Annotated in this window: 18 protein-coding genes; all 18 read right to left on the bottom strand. The window is 50.1% G+C overall.

All coding sequences use genetic code 11. The features are described from left to right. Positions 1-3 precede the first annotated feature (3 nt). Positions 4-225, bottom strand: coding sequence for an acyl carrier protein (acpP, locus tag KCG48_RS02960; RefSeq protein WP_211799798.1), 222 nt, complete (start codon positions 223-225; stop codon positions 4-6). A 52-nt stretch (positions 226-277) separates the two neighbouring features. After that, positions 278-1,249, bottom strand: a complete 972-nt coding sequence (locus KCG48_RS02955) for a beta-ketoacyl-ACP synthase III (RefSeq protein WP_269142393.1) — start codon at positions 1,247-1,249, stop codon at positions 278-280. 298 nt (positions 1,250-1,547) lie between these two features. Beyond that, on the bottom strand, positions 1,548-2,864 hold the full coding sequence (locus tag KCG48_RS02950; protein WP_211799797.1) for an O-antigen ligase family protein: 1,317 nt from the start codon (positions 2,862-2,864) through the stop codon (positions 1,548-1,550). A gap of 168 nt (positions 2,865-3,032) precedes the next feature. After that, positions 3,033-3,416 (bottom strand): YbaN family protein, encoded by a 384-nt coding sequence (locus KCG48_RS02945; RefSeq protein ID WP_211799796.1) that lies wholly within the window; start codon positions 3,414-3,416, stop codon positions 3,033-3,035. Between the two features lie 99 nt (positions 3,417-3,515). After that, positions 3,516-4,271 (bottom strand): MerR family transcriptional regulator, encoded by a 756-nt coding sequence (locus KCG48_RS02940; RefSeq protein ID WP_211799795.1) that lies wholly within the window; start codon positions 4,269-4,271, stop codon positions 3,516-3,518. 104 nt (positions 4,272-4,375) lie between these two features. Next, positions 4,376-5,074, bottom strand: a complete 699-nt coding sequence (locus tag KCG48_RS02935) for a hotdog family protein (RefSeq protein WP_211799794.1) — start codon at positions 5,072-5,074, stop codon at positions 4,376-4,378. Positions 5,075-5,167: 93 nt separating this feature from the next. Further along, complete coding sequence (locus KCG48_RS02930) at positions 5,168-6,043, bottom strand: metallophosphoesterase (RefSeq protein WP_211799793.1); 876 nt, start codon at positions 6,041-6,043, stop codon at positions 5,168-5,170. A 12-nt stretch (positions 6,044-6,055) separates the two neighbouring features. Continuing rightward, complete coding sequence (locus KCG48_RS02925) at positions 6,056-6,805, bottom strand: CAP domain-containing protein (RefSeq protein WP_211799792.1); 750 nt, start codon at positions 6,803-6,805, stop codon at positions 6,056-6,058. Between the two features lie 74 nt (positions 6,806-6,879). Further along, positions 6,880-7,383: a DUF4870 domain-containing protein gene (locus KCG48_RS14695; RefSeq protein ID WP_230976970.1), complete on the bottom strand. Its 504-nt coding sequence runs from the start codon at positions 7,381-7,383 to the stop codon at positions 6,880-6,882. A 138-nt stretch (positions 7,384-7,521) separates the two neighbouring features. Then, positions 7,522-8,562, bottom strand: coding sequence for an HAAS signaling domain-containing protein (locus tag KCG48_RS02915; protein WP_211799791.1), 1,041 nt, complete (start codon positions 8,560-8,562; stop codon positions 7,522-7,524). Continuing rightward, positions 8,559-8,903 carry a PadR family transcriptional regulator gene (locus tag KCG48_RS02910; protein ID WP_211799790.1) on the bottom strand — a complete coding sequence of 115 codons (345 nt, stop codon included), beginning with the start codon at positions 8,901-8,903 and terminating at the stop codon, positions 8,559-8,561. The genes KCG48_RS02915 and KCG48_RS02910 overlap by 4 nt, the downstream gene beginning before the upstream one ends. Positions 8,904-9,039: 136 nt before the next feature. Further along, entirely contained in the window at positions 9,040-10,284 is a 1,245-nt protein-coding gene (locus KCG48_RS02905; protein WP_211799789.1) for a glycosyltransferase family 2 protein, read from the bottom strand. Positions 10,285-11,114: 830 nt separating this feature from the next. Further along, on the bottom strand, positions 11,115-13,148 hold the full coding sequence (locus KCG48_RS02900; protein WP_211799788.1) for a penicillin-binding transpeptidase domain-containing protein: 2,034 nt from the start codon (positions 13,146-13,148) through the stop codon (positions 11,115-11,117). Positions 13,149-13,196: 48 nt separating this feature from the next. After that, a complete protein-coding gene (locus KCG48_RS02895; protein WP_211799787.1) occupies positions 13,197-14,090 on the bottom strand; it encodes an aminoglycoside phosphotransferase family protein in 894 nt (297 codons plus the stop codon). After that, complete coding sequence (locus KCG48_RS02890) at positions 14,083-14,358, bottom strand: DUF1905 domain-containing protein (RefSeq protein ID WP_211799786.1); 276 nt, start codon at positions 14,356-14,358, stop codon at positions 14,083-14,085. Before KCG48_RS02890 ends, KCG48_RS02895 begins: the two co-directional genes overlap by 8 nt. Before the next feature lie 142 nt (positions 14,359-14,500). Next, complete coding sequence (gene hcp, locus KCG48_RS02885; RefSeq protein ID WP_230976969.1) at positions 14,501-16,150, bottom strand: hydroxylamine reductase; 1,650 nt, start codon at positions 16,148-16,150, stop codon at positions 14,501-14,503. A gap of 137 nt (positions 16,151-16,287) precedes the next feature. Beyond that, entirely contained in the window at positions 16,288-17,574 is a 1,287-nt protein-coding gene (locus tag KCG48_RS02880) for an O-antigen ligase family protein (protein WP_211799785.1), read from the bottom strand. Between the two features lie 53 nt (positions 17,575-17,627). Continuing rightward, positions 17,628-18,110 (bottom strand): flavodoxin family protein, encoded by a 483-nt coding sequence (locus KCG48_RS02875; RefSeq protein ID WP_211799784.1) that lies wholly within the window; start codon positions 18,108-18,110, stop codon positions 17,628-17,630. Positions 18,111-18,113: the final 3 nt, after the last annotated feature.

The raw sequence follows: 18,113 nt of genomic DNA, 5'->3' as shown, positions 1-18,113 counted from the left end.
CCTTTAGCCGACCTTCGCGGCGATATAGTCCACAACTTCCTTGATGGTCTTCAGTCCTTCAGCCTCGTCGATGGTGATGTCGAACTCCTCTTCCAGCTGCATGACGAGCTCTACCAGATCCAGAGAGTCGATGCCCAGATCCTCAAAGCTGGATTCCAGGAGAATTTCCCCCTTGTCCATGGACAGTTCCTTTGCGAGCACTTCTTGTACTTTTTCAAAAATCATGATGATTCCTCCTAAAATTTTGTAATGGGATTTATAGCAATCCGAAGATGAATTATGCTTCTTTGGTCCATTCCAGGTAGACGGCTCCATAAGTGAGCCCTCCCCCAAAGCCCACCATGGCGAGCTTTTGCCCCTTCTTCAGGAGCCCGGTTTTATTCATATCGTCCAGGGCGATGGCGATGCTGGCAGCTGAGGTGTTTCCCGTACTGCCGATGTTCACGAAGAACTTCTCCATGGGAATTCCCAGACGCTTGGAGGCCGCTTCGATGATCCGGACATTGGCCTGATGGGGAATGACCCAGTCCAGGTCTTCCAGGGCATGCCCCTTCTCCTCCACCACCTTTTTCACCGATTCCGGCAGGATGTTCACCGCAAACTTATAGACTTCTTTCCCGTCCATCTGGATGAGATGGGGAGAAGGCTCATCCCCGGCAATGATGTTGCGCACGGCAAAGTCACTGGTGTGGAGACACTGGCCTTTGGCGCCATCGGCTCCGGTGAGAGTGGCATAGAGCCCCTCGCCCTTGGTGAGCACCGCAGCGCCAGCCCCGTCCCCAAAGAGGACACAGGTGGAGCGATCCGTGAAGTCGGTGATCTTGGAGAGCACCTCGGCACCGATGACAAGGACATGCTTAATGGTCTTTCTCATGAGGAGCACATCGGCCAGTTCCAGCCCGTAAATGAAGCCGGAGCAGGCCGCATTGATGTCCAGGGCGGCGGCATTCACGGCGCCCAGTTTTGCCTGAATATAGCTGCTGGTGTTGGGCACCAGGGCATGGGGCGTGGTGGTGGCCACCAGGATATAGTCTAGGTCCTCTGGGGCAATCCCTGCGTTTTCCAGAGCTGCAAGAGCTGCGGCGTACCCCAGATCCCCTGTATTTTCATCCTTGTCGGAAATATGCCGTTGCCGGATTCCCGTTCGGGAGACGATCCAGTCATCGCTGGTCTCCACATAGCGTTCCATGTCCTGATTGGTCAGGATCGTTCGAGGCATGGAACTTCCTGTTCCGATTATCTTCGCCAAAGCGCACCTCCGTAATGGTTTGATTTTAAAAATATTTGATTCCCAAACTATATTCCTCTTTGGTTCAGGTTTCAATTTCGCAAATTCTGAGGATATTTGAGATTTAGCTCTTAATATCTCCCATTACCTCCATTTTTCATCATTGTTGCCTATTTCACGAATTTAAAGAAATCCTAAGAAAGTTAAGGAATGTAAAGGGTTTCCAGCGGGCAACCCCTGACTTTAAGCCAATCTTAAGGTATCCGGACATGAAAAAAGAGCCTTGACGGCCGTGGCTGTCGAAGCTCTTGTCATTTCTTTATGCTGTTTTGCGGAAACCGGAGAAAATTCCCCGGGTGTCCTCCAGCCCCTCTTCCGCGGAGAGAATCCCCAGATAGGCAAAGAAGACATAGTAGACCATGACCACCTGAATATTGAACATGGCCTGAACCAGGTATCCCATGACAGCAGCCAGGAGGGCCACATACCCCGGATGCTCCGGAAGTCGTTTGTAGGCTCTTCGGATCACCGCTCCCACAAAGCCCAGGTAGGCCAGGAGGGAAAGCACCCCCGAAGATACGGCGATGTTGAGGAACTCATTATGGGCTTTATCCCAGTTCTTGTAGACGCCGAAATCCTGAATGATCTGCTCCCGGAAATTCGAGTTCATGGCGATGTAGAGCACATCGATGCCGTAGCCCGTTAGGGGGCGCTTCCCGATGAGGGTAAGAACCTTCCCCCAAAGATAGATCCGGAAGGAACCGCCCATCTCTGAACCTTCTGTCTGTTTGATCCAGGCGAAGAGATCCCCAAAGATGGAGAGAAATCGGGCAAAGAAAAGATCGCCGGAGGTGATGATGAAGAATCCCGAAATGACCAGGGTCAGGAGGAAGACCACCAATACCTTTCGGCCCTCCTTCTTTCGGAAGCCATACCCCTTGTGGTGTAGAAAGAGGAACACCAGAAGGGAGATGAAGAACCCGATCCAGGCGCCCCGGGTGCGGGTGCACAGAAGAGCCAGCACCATGACGCTGTAAAAGATCAGCCCCACGGGCTGATTCTTATAGAAGTAGAGGTAGAGGGGCATGGGGATGACCAGCACCAGATAGCTCCCCAGAAAATTCGGATTACCCATGGTGGAAAAAGCGGCGTCTTTCCAGGGGATGGCATACCAGCGGGAAGGAATGGGATCGATGCTGTAGAACTGGAGCACCCCTAAAAGGGCCACCAAAAATCCCGAGACTGCCAGGATCCAGAAGAGCTTCCGCCCCAGATGGTGGCCGTTCTTGGCCGCCAGATAGGCTAAAAGATAGAGGAAAAATGCCACCAGGCCGTCATAACGGTACCCCGAACCCCAGAAGGAGGTGACGGGATCCAGGGAGAAGAACATGGAGACAACAAGGAAAAATACATATCCGGCTAAAAACCGGTTTTCCAGATTGTCTCGGATTACGGTCATTTCCCGGCGACGAATAAACCAGTGGAGGAGAAAGACGATGCCAATGACCCCCAGAACGATGAGTTTGGGGATGGAGGCGCTGAGGTGGCCCCGCCGGGGAAGGAGGATCAGGGGAACCAGCCCCACGATGAGATAAACGAGGAAGTTGTTGATTTGAACGGTTTTCCGGTTTGCCATAACGTGACTCTCCATTTCTGTCCCCGGGATTTCTCCTTGGGTTTCTACAATACGCTGTTCCTATTATACCATAGAAACGGGGCCTGTCATGCCTTCTCTCCTCTCCTTAGCGGCTTGGATCTGATGCTGAAAAAAGACATGGCGCGCCATGTCTTTGCGGTGCTGTATTTAGGCTTTCTCCTCTTCCTCTTCCGGGCTGAGGGTCCGGATCTTCACCAAAAAATAGTAATAGAGGAAAACGAAAGAGGCCAGAATTACCAGTTTTGCACTCCAGTGGGGTAAAGTAAACAGGGCCAAAAGCATCATGGACGTGGACAGCGTAAGCAGGGAAATCTTCGTTTTACGCGTCATGGCCCGGTCTTCGGCAAAGCTTGCCAGATGCTCCTCATAGAGCCGGGTTCCCGTGAACCAGCGGTGAAACCTGGAGGACCCCCGGGCAAAACAGGCGGAAGCCAGAAGAAGAAATGGGGTGGTGGGGAGCACGGGCAATACAGCGCCCAGGGCGCCCAGTCCAAAAAAGATAACCCCCAGGGTCAGATAAATTCCTTTCATCGGGCTCCTCCCTTTCATTGAATTTCCCTCAAAGTATCCCATAAATGAGAATATCTGTCAATAAAGATGAGCTGCGAAAAAAGCAGCTCCCCTTGGGGGTTATGCCGTATAAATGGCAATGATCTCTCGGAGAAACTCCGCAGCCCCTTCCCGACCCTTGTCGTAGAAAGCCTTAAACCGCTCATCGGCCACATACATCTCGGACAGTCCCCGATGGGCTTCCTTGGAGTAACTGGGCCAGTAGAGCATGAGCCACTCCTGATGGAGCTTGGCCACCTGCTGAGCTTCCGGGGATGCCGGATCCTTCTTGTCCATGGCGGCATAGAGTTCATCAAGAATGCGCTTGGACAGAGCTTCGGCATAGGCCATTTCTTCGGGACTCTGGCTCATGAACTTTCGGTTGGATTCCTCCACCGTCATCTCGCCGTACTTTTCACGAATCTCCTTGCCGTATATCTCTTCATTTTTCTTCAGCGCTTCTTCCTTCAGTCCTCGAAATTTGTCCTTGTCCTTCATGGTTACCTTTCCTTTCATTTCCTCCAGACTTTCATCCAGATTGCTGAGCATCGCATCGATGCGGTACCGTTTTTCCAGTAGCCTTGCCCGGTGTTCCTCCAGAGCTCGGGTCCGGTCAAAGTTTTTTTGCGTAAGAATGGCCTGGATCTCTTCCAGCTTCAGTCCAAACTCCCGGTAAAACAAAATCTGCTGGAGCCGGTTAAGCTCCTCCTTTCCATAAATCCGGTAACCGCTGGTGCTGATCCGCTTAGGCAAGAGCAAGCCGATTTCGTCATAAAACCGCAGGGTCCGGGTACTGATTCCCGCCATCTTTCCCACTTCCTGTATTGTGTATTCCAACTTCTCCCCTCCTCTTCCTCTCTTAGCATAAACCTTGACGTAACGTGAAGGTCAAGGCCCTTTTAAAAATATATAAAAAACCTCCCGAAAAAGGGAGGCGTCGTTCACAGTGCCCGAAAATACAGATAGAGGATCACCCAGGGGGCCAAGAGCAGAAAGCCTCGCATGACAGGATGCGGATGGTCTTGGGGCTTCCCTGCATAGCCCATTTTTAGATGAAGCCTCGGGATTCCCCGAATGGCGCCGTAGAGACCCAGGAGCACCGTGGCCAGGATAAAGTAACTCCAGTCTCCCCGTATGCGGCCATTGAGCCCTTCTGCGGTGAGGACTACCAGTACCGGGTCTGGATGCACATCGCTGTGTTCTTCCGTGACCTGCGGGTGATAACGATCGATGAGAATGGGTTCTCCAGAGATGGGGGTCAGGATCCTTTTTTCCAGATCCAGAACTCCGCTGAACACCAGAGCATTGCTGCCGTCATAAAGGCGGACTTCCTTGCCTTCTCCGCCCGTTTCCTGGACGTATTCCATGGTCTCGCCTCGACTGGTGAACTCCACGAGTGTATCCTGCTGATTGAGGAGCGTCACCGCTACGGTCACGAGACCCTTTTCGCCTTGGCCCTCATACCTGGTCACCGTAGTGCCGGACTCCGTTGGAGCCACGCGAAGAAAATGACCATAGAAATCCATGCCCTTCTGAAGAAAAAGCCCCAGATAGGTGGCGATAACGGCCAGAAGCATCAGCACCATGAGGCCTTGGGTTATTCTCTTTTTATTTCGGGTGGGCTTCTGCGGCATATCCATATCGTCTTCCTCACATCTTAATAACCTGCTAATTATATCACAATTTTTAGAAGTCTGAAAGAATGGATATTAGAGCGCAGGAATTGATGCCTTTTACTCTGATCTCATCAAGGAAGAGGCTATGTCCCCTTCTATGTTCTCCTTTGATCGAAGGGTCAGCACATAGGCCTGGGGCGGGTTGAAGAGTCGAAATGGCAGCCCGCCGAGCCCCGGACTCACCACCATGACGGCATCGCCCTGTCGGTAAACTCCCTTGGAGTAAGGGGGAAAAAAGGTCCGATCCGGGGAGAAAATCCCTCCAATTCCTGGAAGCCGCACTAAGCCCCCATGGACATGGCCGGAGAGGATCAGATCTGCGCCATAGGCCACATAGGTCTCAAAATACAGGGGATTGTGGGCCAATAGGATTTCAAAGGCTTTGGGTGAAGGACCCAGAAGCTTAGCCAATTCCTTGGGTTGAAGCTGAAGACTCCCCTTCTCTTTCCCTTTCGTATTCCGGAGATACTGCATGGGCGCATGAAATCCCGTGAGATAGAGACTCTCCTCCTGCTCCTTGAGAATGACCCGATCATTATCCAATATGCGGATCCCGAAGTGCTGGGCATCCCTTTGCAGCTTCTCCTTAAGATTCGGGGACAGATCATCCTCATGGTTTCCCAGGATGTAGTACGCCGGGGCAATCCCCGCCAGGCCTTCCATGAGCTGATGCCAGCCCTTCCTGCGGGGAAAGGTCCGATCTGCCATGTCCCCCGTATAGACGATGAGGTGAGGTTCCTGGGCCCTGGCCCAGCGGATCAGTTCACGGTTTCCTTTTCCAAAACTCCGGTTGTGGAGATCCGAGAGATGAAGAATCCGGAAGCCATCAAAGGCTCCCGGAAGCTGGGGAAAGGGCAGTTCCAGGAGAACCTCCTGAAAGGTCTCTCCGAGGCCTGCTCCAACGGTCCTTCGCTGGACGATTTGCTGTGCCATAATGCCTCCTTCTCAGTTGCCAAAATGCTGGGTCCCCAGAAGGACCTTGTAGTTCTTGTAGTAGGGTCCGGAGGAGGTGGATCGGACCACTCCGATGCCCACGGCAGTATAGTAGGGATTCAGCATCTGCTCATTATGTGCCGGTGAATTTTTCCACTGGGTAAAGAGCTCTTCCGCGCTGATGGTGTTCACACGGCCGGAGGTGGAGATGAAGGCCAGATTCTCCCCAATGGAGCTGTATTTGAGATTCAGTTTGTTCCAGAGCAGCACGTCGAAGGGTTTTCCCTGAAGATTGGGGTTATCATGGCTGAAGTAGTCATACTGGAGCATGGCCAGGGACTTGTATCGGGCAGACTGACTCAGATCTTCCCGAAGAGTCAGGGGCTGCAGGCCATTTTCCTTTCGATAGGCGTTGAGAAGGTTCAAAATTTGCGTTTCGCCTTCGGCATCAAAAGCAAAACCATAGTTCAGAGGAAGCTCCGAAAACGCCGTCTCCATGGCTTGGCTCACATAGGCGGAAGGGAGATTTTCCGAAGATCCTTTGGTCTCTTCGGTGGGGAGGAGCCCCGGAACTTTCCAGTTCGTCAGCCAGTCTTCCAGGGCATTGCCGGTTTCTTCAAAAAAGGTGTTCAGCCGTTCTTCCAGGGCATTGATTTCCTTCTCCGCCCGGTTCAGGGTTTTTTCGACACGATTCCCGCATCCGCTAAGGAGCATCGTCAGGAGAAGAAGTCCTGCGGTAGCTTGCTTTTTCCAATTCTTCATGGCCATCCCTCCTTGGGGGAATCTCAGGATAAAAGTCAATGAGGACAGCGGCCAGGCCGCTGCCCTCCCAGTAACTACTTGTTGATCAGGTTGATCTTTCCAATGATGGGGAGCTTTTTGGCTTTTCCATTCAAGGTGTTCACCAGCCCCAGGACGGCCAGGACAAATATGGCCAGGGAATAGAGCGGAAGAAGAATCCACCCCAGAATGGGGATCATTCCTAAGACGAGGTTTCCCACCATGCCCACGATGAGGAGCACCAGGCCCTGATTGGCGTGAAAGCGTCCGAACTTGGAATCCGGAGCGGCGATGAGCGGAAGAAAGAAAATGAGATAGGCGATGGCCGCCACCACTTTGTTCTTTTCGATGTCCTCTTTGGTATAGTGTCCGGTGACATCCTCCCCTTCGTAATCGCTGAAATCAAATCCCTTGGCGGTGCGCTGCTGATTTTCCTGGTGTCCGGAAGCTTGCTCTTCCGAAGGGGGAGCGCTTTGGGCGGCTCTTTCTTCATTCTCCGCTTTCATTTTCGCTTCCAGCTCTTCGGGGGTCAGATTACTGCCGTACTTGTTTTCATCCATGGTAATCCTCCTTTACGCTAATCGAGAAAATCAACTTTATTTTCTGATTCATCCGATATTTCTTAGTTTTATTATAGGCTAAACCAGAAAAAGCACAACGGGATACCCTGGCTCCAGGGCTGAAGGTTCACGGAAGATTTACGATTCCCCTGTTTTTTTCGACTTTCCACCCGTGATCCCTTTCAGGGACTTATCAGGTCGGAACCCATTATAGAGGGAGGTTCCAATTTCGATGAGGGTGGCCACTGCGGAAAAGATAAGGATTCCCAGGATGATTCGGTCCAGATTGGCGTAAATGTTGAATCCTTCTGTCCGGGCATGCTCATCAACAAATTTCAAAAACTCGGCGTTGAAGAGCTTGTCACTGGTGGCCACGATAATAAATACGGCCAAGTTGACCATGGCATAGATGGAAGCCAGAATGCCCAGGAACGGATTCCAGCGGCCAAAAATCATCTTCAGGGAAGTCAGAACCAGGGAGAATCCGCCAGCCAGGAGAATCAGCACCCGGAAGCTTCGGATGGTGTCGCTGTTGAAAATCGGGTAAGCCCGGTTTCCATTGATATAGATGGCCAAGAGATCCGAACGGAAGACAAAGATCCAGAGAAAGAGGATCGTAAAAAAGAGTGCAAAGCCCATCTCCACTTTAGATATTTTTTTCGTGGTGGTCTGGGGAATGTCCTTCAAATCACTAACCTTAAACTTCTCCTTAGACTCCTTGAGAATTGCCTCATCGAACCGGTTACGCTCCACAATGGCGAAGATCACCGTGACCCAGAAGAAAAAGCCCATGAGGATGGAAATGGTGTTTCCGATCCCGGTTCCGAGAATATGGGGCAGATCCCAGAGTCTGTCCAGGTTATTCGATTTAAAGATCATGTCCACGGCAAAGGTGATGGCCCCAATGACCACCGCCACGATGGCGATGATTTTCAGCACTTCCAGGTAGATGGGATAGAGAACGGGCCCAATGAGGTAGCGGTCCTTGCCGCTGTACTCGATGGCCAGTTCATAGGGACTGCCCATTTCTTCCAGAACCCGGCGGATGTTGTCTTCGCTTCGGTCTCCCTCCAGCATGTCCTCAATGTTGGCGGAAAGTTCCCGGGCCACATCTTCCCGGTCTTTTTCCGGCAAATACTTGGTGACGGCATAAATGTATTTTTCAATTGTGCTGTTCATCGCTTTTCCTCCTCGATGATCTCATCCATGATCTGAACCGTCTGCATCCACTCCTTGACCAGGGCGTGGTAGATTTCGTCTCCAAAGGCGCTTCGTTTGTAGTACTTTCGGGGTCTAGTTTCCGTGGTGTCCCACTCGCTGTCCAGGATCCCCTGTTTTTCCAACCGCCGAAGCAGCGGATACAGGGTACTTGATTCCATAGGCAGATTTTGCTGCAGCAATTTTTCCAGAAGCGAGTACCCGTATTCCGGATTCTTCAGCTGACTGAGTACCGCCAGCGTCAGCGTTCCACGCTTCAGCTCAATGAGAAAGGCATTCATAAAGTCTGTTTTGTTTTCCATAATATCACCCAACTTCATAATACTGTACGGCGCACAATATAGTCAAGTACCTAATATTAATAATTCATTAAAATTACTCTTTCCATCGAAAAAGCCGCCCCCAGCATTTTGGCTGAGGACGGCGTACTTTTCGTGATTAGGCTTTCCGATTCAGGGAAACCTTTTGCTTGTGCTTAATTTCATGCCAGGTGGTGTCGGGCTTGATGAAGCAGAGGACGTTGATGGGCAGCCAGGTCATGAGGAAGAATCCAAAGGTGAGAATGCCCTTCCAGGCCTTCTTGAGACTTCTCTTTTCCAGGGCAACCAGAACCATGGGGACCACGGTCATGCCAACATAGGAGAGGACCGTCGAGCCCACCGCCAGAAGAACCAGCGTGGTGGTCGTCATCTGATCGTAATACACCTGGACAATGCTGAGCGATGTGATGGCCAAACCGGAGAAGATGGAAAGGATCTGCACCAGGGGTCCCAGGTGGAACATGGTGAAGTCAAAGACCTGGAGGAAGTTTCCTTTGGTGAGATTTCGAAGAAGTTCACCCAGGTACTCCCGTCCGCACTGGATAAGGCCCAGCGTCCAGCGCTTTCGCTGTTTCCAGGAAGTGAGAAAATCTTCTGGCTGCTCATCATAGGTGATGGCATTGGGGACCCACTCCACCTTTCGGCCGGAAAGAATCACTTGGGTGGAAAACTCGATGTCTTCCGTGAGGGTCCTGGTATTGTACCCGCCTAAGGCCCGGAGCACATCGGCTTTCACCGCAAAACCTGTACCATTGATCATTCCCGACAGTCCAATGGCATTGCGGGGACGGTTCAGGAACCGGTTGACCATGTAGTAGTAGATGGTGGAGCAGCTGGCCATGTAGGTCGTATAGGGATTCTTGCTGTCCCGGTAACCCTGGGCCACTTCCGCCCCTTCCACCAGGGCGCTGTTCATGTTTCGAAGAAAATCCGGATCCGCTACATTGTCTGCATCAAACACCACAAAGGCTTCATAGTCGGGCCGTTCCCGAAGCAGCGAGGCAAACAGTTCTTTCAGCACATCTCCCTTGGATCGAATGACGGATTTGGGTTCGAAGATCATGGCCCCATGTTCCTCTGCCACGCCTTTGGTGTTATCCCGACAGTTATTGGGCGCCACAATGACATCATAGAGCTCCCGGGGATAATTCTGCTGAAATAGGCTGTCCACAAGATTCCCGATGACGGCTTCTTCATTCCGCGCAGCCACCACCACCGCAAACTTGGTTTTCGGTCCATGGGCGACGCGCTCCTTCAGGGGAAGAAACGTGAATATCAGCATAAAGGCATAATAGATGCCGTAAATCGTGAGCAGACTGCTCAGGATCCAAACTAAGGTTTTCAGAGTTTCCATAATGGCCATTGTGATCTCCTCGATGATCCGGTCTCGCCGGACCTAGTATTCTGTAATCTTAAGTATACGGGGGATTCCTTAAATTTCCATGGTTGATTTATGAAGATTTCACAAGATCTTCCATAGCTGGATGAAAAAGAATGATAGTGAAACACCATCTCCAGTCATGGGTTTGATTTAAGTATAGTCCATGGGATGAACAGTGTCCATGGGCCCCAGGCTTTCTCCGGTTAAGTTCTGGTGATCTTGGGGTAAACTTTGCAGGGCTATAGCGGCATCCCGAGGATATGAGGGGGGATTCAGGATTATTTTTCAAAAACGCAAGCCTGAGGGAGATAACGTTCAAATATTCCAATAACTTCATGGTGATTGTCCCGGACTCCCCCTGAGCCCCTGCCAGGAGCCTTGCGAAATCCCTTCAAGTCCCGTATCATTATAGTACGAAGAGGAATACCTTCACCGGAGAATCCAGTGACAATCCGATGATTATGCTCAGCTTCGAGAATCAGCTTCTCCCCCTTCTGTGTCATGCGAAGCGTAATGGAGTGGTTCAAGCTCGGTTCGTGGGGTAGCCTGATGCAGAGTCTCGAGTCTATAAGCCCATCCCTAAAAGCCTTGGAAGATAGACAAGAAACATCACGCTATACCAAAACAGAAAGGAGTGTACAATCATAAGTACACCAACAACCCAGACTCAGCTAGGATGGCCTCTTCAATAATCAATCGCTTCATGTTTTATTTAGTGGATTGATTCGAATGCCATCCTAGCGCTGTCCGGAATTATTTTAGAATTATCGTTAAAAGGAGCCAAGTCCAGCGACTTGGCTCCTTCTCGTTGTTTAAGGTTGAGGAAGGCTTGTCCAATAGGTTTTCATCTTTCCTGCCATAAGTCCCGTACCATCCAGATCCTTGGTGTTTTCCACCATCATGGTGACGATGGAAGGATGCTGAGGATCGCGATTGATCAGGGTGAGCCAGGAGTTTTCCTGGGCGGAGCTTCCGCTGCCCACTTCGCTGGTGCCGGTTTTTCCGGCGAAGGTGTATCCTTCCATCCGGGCAACATATCCTGTGCCTTGGGGATCGGCCACAACCTTTTCCATATAGCCGAGGATCTTCTGGGCGGTAGCCTCGGAGAGAACCTCCTTCTGTTCAACAGGGTTCTTCGTAAACAGCAGCCGCAGAGACTTGAGTTTTCCGCCATCAGCAATGGCCGTGAGCGCCCGGGGCAGCGTCAGGCTGTTAAATAAAACCTGTCCTTGACCATAGCCGCTGTCTGCCAGGAGGATTTCACTGTTCATGGTGTCTGTATTGGCCACTTGGGAAATTTCCAGGGGGTATCCAGGTTGGGCATCCTCCCCGACACCTAGACGCTGTAGCCCTTGGCGGAAGGTCGCCTCCCCCATTTCCAGGGTCATCTGGGCAAAATAAATGTTGTCCGATAGAATCATGGCTTTTTCCAGATCCACGGGGCCTAAGGGGTCAATCTTTCGCGTGATGAAGTAGTTTCCCCAGGCGGCTTCCTTCTGCCATTTCGTGCCGGCAAGTTCCAGGGTGAACTCCGGATCAAAGCCTCCCATGTCCAGGGCGATGGCTGCCGTCAGGGGCTTTATGGTGGAACCCGGGGCATAGCGCCGGGTAAAGCGGTTAAGGAGTGGCTTTCCCGGATCCTTGGACTGGACTTCGTAATAAATGGAGGGGATTCCCAGGATCATGCCATTGGGGTCGTAGGCTGGCACGCTCACCCAGGCTTCAATTTCCCCAGTCTTGTAGTTCACCACGGACCCGGTCCCAGCAGAACCGGCCATGGCCTGATACAGACTAAGCTGCTTGTCGGCATCGATGGTGAGAATCAGGTCCTGTCCCCGGTTCGTCTGAAATCCCGTGAGTATGCGTTTTTCTACGCCGTTTTGGTCTACCAGGACCTTCTCTACGCCCTTTTGACCTCGGAGCACTTCGTCATAGAGAAGCTCCAGACCCGCTCTGCCCACTTTGGCATCCAGCCCAAAGCCCAGGGGCTGAAGTTTGGCATACTCTTCTTTTGTCACCAGACCCACATAACCGGTGAGATGGGCAGCGGAGGAGCCATAGGGATAGACTCTGTCCTGGACCTTTCGGTAGGTGATCCCCCGATGCCGGCGGGTGAGATCATCCAGTTTGCTTTGCTCCTCCAAAGGGACCTTCATGACATCGACGAAGACATTCCCTTTGGCCCAGCTGAGATTGAGTCGTCCCTGAATGTACACCTCACTGATTCCTAAAGCCTGAGCCAGATCTTTCACCGCAGCGGCTTTGTCTTTCCCGAGAAATTCGGGGATCATGCCCACCCACAGGACGTCCGTGTTTCCGGCGAGGACCTTTCCATTACGATCCAGAATCCTTCCTCGTATGGGTCCGGCTTCCCGATCCAGGATCTTATCGCCCTTTTTATAGTCCTGAAAAACCAGATCCGGCGCAAAGGCCACATGGTAATTCGTGTTCCCTTCCTCATCCTTTTCCCGGATGAGCTTCACGTCGGTGCTGTAGGTCAGTTCTTGGCCCTGCACCGTCAAAATCAGGTTCACCGGCACTTTCACCGAATCCTTCCCATAGACTTTCTGCCGAAGATCCAGATCAGCCATGCGGCTTTCCATGCGGGCTGCTGTAATGGGAATCCCCGTATAGAGCTCCATGTAGAGCTTCACATAGTCTTCCCGGGTCTGGGCACCTTGGCTCTCCTTCGCCAAGAGGTCATACATGGCACCAAAATCCATCGCGGTAAAGGCCTCCTGGTAAGCGCTGAAGGTTCCCAGGGGGTCATGCTCCGGCTTCTCGTCACAGGCGGTGAAAAGAAGGAGAAATAGTGTACTGAATAGAATCATGATAACTTTCTTCATGGAACTCCCTCCTTGTTGCAGTGAAGCCTACAGGTGGAGCAACGAAGTTCAGTGTGATTTGTACCAATGGGGAATAAAATCTTCGGATAACGGGTACCAGGAACAGGTTTCCCGGGTTACATTCAACACATAATCAAGGCTTTCCGGGGAATGGAGCTGTGCCCAGCGGACGGATCCTAAGGCATTGGAGAGAACATAGAGCTTCAGCAGCAAAAAGAATTCCTCTGGAGGATTCTCTGGAAAATAACCCCTTAAGAGTCCCTGGGCAAAGGGCAAACTCACCTGACTGCAGGCGGGAAGCCGATTGAATTCCTCATAGGGATCCCCCTTGTCCCAACGGTTAAAGTCGATGATCCCTACAGATTTTTCATGAAGGAGCATATTGCCCGGATGAAAGTCTCCGTGCTGAAGCCTGGTGGGGCGATGCTCCAGAAGATGCCGATGATCCGCGATATAGGGCAGATGCTGTTCCAGTTCCGGAATGACCACTTGGCTGTCATGATAGGCCTGGATCTTCCGATCCAACTTTTTGGAGAAGAAGGTACCAAAGGATCCCTCACGCTTTGCGGGGACTTCATGGATTCGTTGAAGAAGCCTTCCTGCCTGAATCCCCAGCTCCTCCTGGAGATTTTCAGTGAGCTGGGGAAGCGCTTCCCGCAGATCTTCTCCAGGTAAGTAGGTGTAGCGGATGAAGGTCCATTCCTCCGAAAGACTGCCCACCTCCAGGGGATGGATCATCCCCTCCACCGAAGCTAAGGCGCCGACCAAGTCCAATTCTTCCTGCTGAACCTCCAAGGGTTTTCCCGAGACGCGGAGAAGTGTCCGTGAAGTCTCCGAATGAAGGATGTATTTCCGATCTTCTGACCAGCCTTTGTCCAGTATCTCCACCCGACATCCTGGAAAGCGGTGGAGAACTTCTTCAATCATGACATCCCTATTCATGAGTCTTGACTCTTTCCATCAGGGTAACTTTCACCTTATCTCCCGGCTGCTTTCCAATTTTCGCCCGGATTTCTTTTCGTAACCCCAGAATATGATATGGGGTTTTCATGCGGACCAGACTTCCCTCGTAGGGTTCACCGTCAAAGGTGGCGTGAACGGCTACCCTTCCTTTGCCGTAGGTTTCCTTCACATCGAAGGGTATTATAATATAGGCTCCGTCAATATCCGGCACCTTCATCATTTCAGCTTCAAACTCTATTTTATCCATAACGCGGTTCTCCTTACTCAGCATGGGTTTCATATTCTCATTATACCATTTTTATGAAAGGATGATTTTTAACGTTATGTAAGCAGAAGACAAAATCCGGACCTCCCAAAAGGAAGATCCGGACGGATTAAACAGTTATGGGTTAGGCAAAGATCTCTGCCAGGTCCTTCTCCGGGGTGGTGATGGGCTTGATCCCATAGTTCTCCACCAGGAAGTTCAGGACATTGGGGGTGACAAAGGCTGGCAGTGTGGGTCCCAATCTAATGCCCTTCACGTCCACCCAGAGGAGGGCGAGAAGATCAGCCACGGCCTTTTGCTCATACCAGGTGACGATGAGGGATAAGGGCAGATCGTTGACTGTCACGCCTAAGGCTTCAGCCAGGGCTGCTGCGATGCGGATGGCCGAATAGACGTCGTTACACTGTCCCACATCCAAAAGTCTTGGTAGGCCCGCCACTTCGCCGAAGTCCAGCTTGTTGAAGCGATACTTTCCGCAGGCGAGAGTCAGGATAATGGAATCCTTGGGAGTAGCCAGGGCAAACTGGGTATAGTAGTCACGACCGGGTTTTGCTCCGTCGCAACCACCGATGACGAAGAAGTGTTTGATCTCGCCATTTTTCACCGCTTCCAGGATCTTTCCGGCATAACTGAGGGTGGTTTTATGGCCAAAGCCCACAAGGATTTCCTTGACGGGTTCATCCTCAGGGAAGCCACCTAAAGATAAAGCCTGCTCGATGATTTCACTGAAGTCCTTGGTGCCATCGGGTTTCTTAGGGATATGCTTGATACCCTCAAAGCCCACCACGTTGGTGGTGTAGATTCGGTCTGCATAGCTCTTGGCGGGTCTCATGAGACAATTGGTGGTCATGAGGACGCATCCGGGCAGATCGCTGAACTCTTTCTGCTGATTCTGCCAGGCTCCGCCGTAGTTTCCGACAAGGTGAGGATACTTCTTCAGCCCCTCATACCCGTGGGTAGGAATCATTTCGCCATGGGTGTAGATATTGACGCCCTTTCCTTCGGTCTGCTGCAGGAGCATTTCCAGATCCCGAAGATCATGGCCGGAGATGACGATGAACGGTCCTTTCTTCACGTTGACGTTGACCTTGTGGGGAGTGGGTGCCTCGTAGGTTTCATTATTTGCCTTATCCAGGGTCTCCATGACCAGATAAGCATGTTTACCGGTCTCCAGCAGCAACTGGATGTTCTCTCCAAGATTCAGATTGTTATCCGTGAGCTTGTCCAATGCCTTGAAGAAGAAGCGGCTCACGTTAGGATTGACGTAGTTAATGAATCGCGCCTGATGGGCATAGGCCGAGATTCCTTTCAGTCCATACTTGATAGTCTCCCGGACGCTGCGGATATCGGGATCCAGGGTAGCATCGGCGAAAATCCCCGCGCGCACTGCATCTTCCAGAATTTCTTCCTTGGTTTCCCGAAGTTCATAGGCGGCTTCGCCGTTTTCTAGTGCGTAGCCGAGTTTTTCCTTCAGCATTGCTTTGACTTTCGCGGATTCTTTAAGCTGACGCACATGATCCTCAGGATTGAAATTCACGTTGGTGAGGGTCATGAATAAGGAGTCTTCCATGAATTCCACTAACGACTCTTCAGGCTCTTCCCCTTTCTCCATGAGTTTTGCCATGTAGTTGGAGATTCCCTTGAGCTGATAAATCAGAAGATCCTGCATGTTGGCCACATCCGCCGTTTTCCCGCATACGCCCTGGATGGTGCAACCTGTGCCGTGAGCGGTTTGCTCGCATTGGAAACAAAACATTTTGTTCTTCTCTTCCATAACTCTTCCTCCCGTTTTTTAGTGCTTGGAACAACTCCATCATAGCAAAAATTGGCATCATTAAAACAAGAACACCCAAATATTCATAAAATTATAACAATGCCTTTCGAATTTCCAATTTGAATTACATTCAAATGTTATCGGATATTTTCTAGAAATAATTCGTGTTTTCGGACTTTATAAAGTGCAGAACCTAACATAATCCAAAAATAATAAGAGAATGAAATCACACTTGAAGAGAAAAGTGATTGAGTAAAATAGCCAATTAAAATTGCCAGATATAGTACGAAATCGTTATTTGCGCTAACATTCTTGAAAATTCTACGAATAATACTACCAAAACCTGCAAGATAGCAAATAAGGGAAAAAATCCCTGTGGTTACTGCAATCTGTAATAATTCGTTATGAACCCGCTCTGTTGATACCCCTACCGAATCAAGAATTGCTTTTACCTGGGGATGATAGTTCTCGAAGATATACCCAATGTTGCTAATCCCTACTCCTAGGAAAGGACGTCTTGGAAACTCTTTGATCGCCGTACTCCAAAGTAAGATTCGGTACGATCCCCCCTCTGGATCTGGATTATTTGATGTCGTAAGATTAAAGAACTCCATTAGGATAGAGAAAAAACGAAGTACTATCACACCGCCTAGAATCAAATCCAATCCTATTGTAATGAAGATAAATGTTATGATAATCGAGCCGATCTGCTTCCATGCTTTTTTACGCATAAAAAAACTGAATAAAACAACAAGCCCAGTCACAGTGCCAACCCAAGCGCCTCGAGTAAGCGTCATGAGCTGAACAAGATAAAAGAATCCGCTGCCTACAAGATAGAAAATATGACTTGACTTTAGATAGAGATATACAGAAATGCAAATAAATATCGTCATAAGGTTCCCTAAATAATTGGGGTTACCTAATGTCGAATAAGGGCGTAGAAACGAATCATTTATCGGATAGTAAAGGTCATTTAAATTCATTTTACCCAAAAATTGAAAAATACTAATTAAAGATAGGACTGATGCCAACACAAGCAGAAAATCCATTCGTTTCTCTGTCAATTCAAAATACTTTGCTGAAAAAAAGAGTAGCAAAATATAACAGAAAACTACTATTAGACCTTCCCAACGATTTTCATACCCTAAGATTGAGTTTAATGGATCCACGCTAAAAATAGTCGAGACTGCGATAAAAAAGAAATATCCCAAAAACCACCGAACTTCTTTGAAGTAATTGTAAATCCTTTTACTTTTATCTTTAGCATATAGTAGATGTTTTATACTAATCAGCATTGTAATTACGATGATGAATGAGGCTTTAATAAAATAGGTGTCATCAAAAATGCCAGGACTGATTAATATTGGGGAGAATACTAAAATGATGAAAATAAGTCTGCTGATGTTGTTCTCCAGTGTCTTCATAATGCCTCCATTCTAGAAATAAAGGTCAGCAAATGCTGACCTTTGATTTATGTCTATAGTTCATCCCAGCGGACTTTATCCATCCGCTCTTTAATTTTTTCATCCCCAATGAACACATTCATGCTTCCTCCCTGGATGGCGTAGGTACTGCGTACCACGCCTCCGGATTTTCGAACGAAGTTACTGATGTGGTCCTGGGCTTTGGAACTACTGGACTCCTCCGGTGAAGCCATAAAGGTGACGATGATCACTTCTTTCCCCTGAAATTTAGCCTTGGGACTGCTGACAAAGGCATTCATGGCCGGGACGCTATGGCCAGCCCAAATGGGATACATGAGATAAACCAGCTTCGCCTCTTCAATCTCTTTCCAGGGATCATCCTGAAGCTTGGAGCAGCGGCGAAGGAGCGCTTGGATTACATTTCCCTTTTTTACTTCTTTCAGCTCGACGACTTTCACGTTGAGATTGCTTCCCAGAAGCTCCGCTGCGGTGCGAGTATTGTTGGAATGGGAATAGTAGACAATGACAGTGTTCATCTC

The organism is Proteiniclasticum sediminis, assembly GCF_018128025.1.
GTDB classification, from domain to species: Bacteria; Bacillota; Clostridia; order Clostridiales; family Clostridiaceae; genus Proteiniclasticum; species Proteiniclasticum sediminis.
This window is presented reverse-complemented; position numbering and strand designations above follow the sequence as displayed.

What these genes read in the sequence shown, in the direction of transcription:
- KCG48_RS14695 (WP_230976970.1), bottom strand. Translation starts at nt 7,383, where the DNA reads ATGGATGAAAACAAGTACGGCAGTAATCTGACCCCCGAAGAGCTGGAA.
- acpP (WP_211799798.1), bottom strand. Translation starts at nt 225, where the DNA reads ATGATTTTTGAAAAAGTACAAGAAGTGCTCGCAAAGGAACTGTCCATG.
- KCG48_RS02910 (WP_211799790.1), bottom strand. Translation starts at nt 8,903, where the DNA reads ATGGAAAACAAAACAGACTTTATGAATGCCTTTCTCATTGAGCTGAAG.
- KCG48_RS02895 (WP_211799787.1), bottom strand. Translation starts at nt 14,090, where the DNA reads ATGAATAGGGATGTCATGATTGAAGAAGTTCTCCACCGCTTTCCAGGA.
- KCG48_RS02875 (WP_211799784.1), bottom strand. Translation starts at nt 18,110, where the DNA reads ATGAACACTGTCATTGTCTACTATTCCCATTCCAACAATACTCGCACC.
- hcp (WP_230976969.1), bottom strand. Translation starts at nt 16,150, where the DNA reads ATGGAAGAGAAGAACAAAATGTTTTGTTTCCAATGCGAGCAAACCGCT.
- KCG48_RS02905 (WP_211799789.1), bottom strand. Translation starts at nt 10,284, where the DNA reads ATGGCCATTATGGAAACTCTGAAAACCTTAGTTTGGATCCTGAGCAGT.
- KCG48_RS02935 (WP_211799794.1), bottom strand. Translation starts at nt 5,074, where the DNA reads ATGGATATGCCGCAGAAGCCCACCCGAAATAAAAAGAGAATAACCCAA.
- KCG48_RS02945 (WP_211799796.1), bottom strand. Translation starts at nt 3,416, where the DNA reads ATGAAAGGAATTTATCTGACCCTGGGGGTTATCTTTTTTGGACTGGGC.
- KCG48_RS02900 (WP_211799788.1), bottom strand. Translation starts at nt 13,148, where the DNA reads ATGAAGAAAGTTATCATGATTCTATTCAGTACACTATTTCTCCTTCTT.
- KCG48_RS02950 (WP_211799797.1), bottom strand. Translation starts at nt 2,864, where the DNA reads ATGGCAAACCGGAAAACCGTTCAAATCAACAACTTCCTCGTTTATCTC.
- KCG48_RS02880 (WP_211799785.1), bottom strand. Translation starts at nt 17,574, where the DNA reads ATGAAGACACTGGAGAACAACATCAGCAGACTTATTTTCATCATTTTA.
- KCG48_RS02930 (WP_211799793.1), bottom strand. Translation starts at nt 6,043, where the DNA reads ATGGCACAGCAAATCGTCCAGCGAAGGACCGTTGGAGCAGGCCTCGGA.
- KCG48_RS02890 (WP_211799786.1), bottom strand. Translation starts at nt 14,358, where the DNA reads ATGGATAAAATAGAGTTTGAAGCTGAAATGATGAAGGTGCCGGATATT.
- KCG48_RS02925 (WP_211799792.1), bottom strand. Translation starts at nt 6,805, where the DNA reads ATGAAGAATTGGAAAAAGCAAGCTACCGCAGGACTTCTTCTCCTGACG.
- KCG48_RS02915 (WP_211799791.1), bottom strand. Translation starts at nt 8,562, where the DNA reads ATGAACAGCACAATTGAAAAATACATTTATGCCGTCACCAAGTATTTG.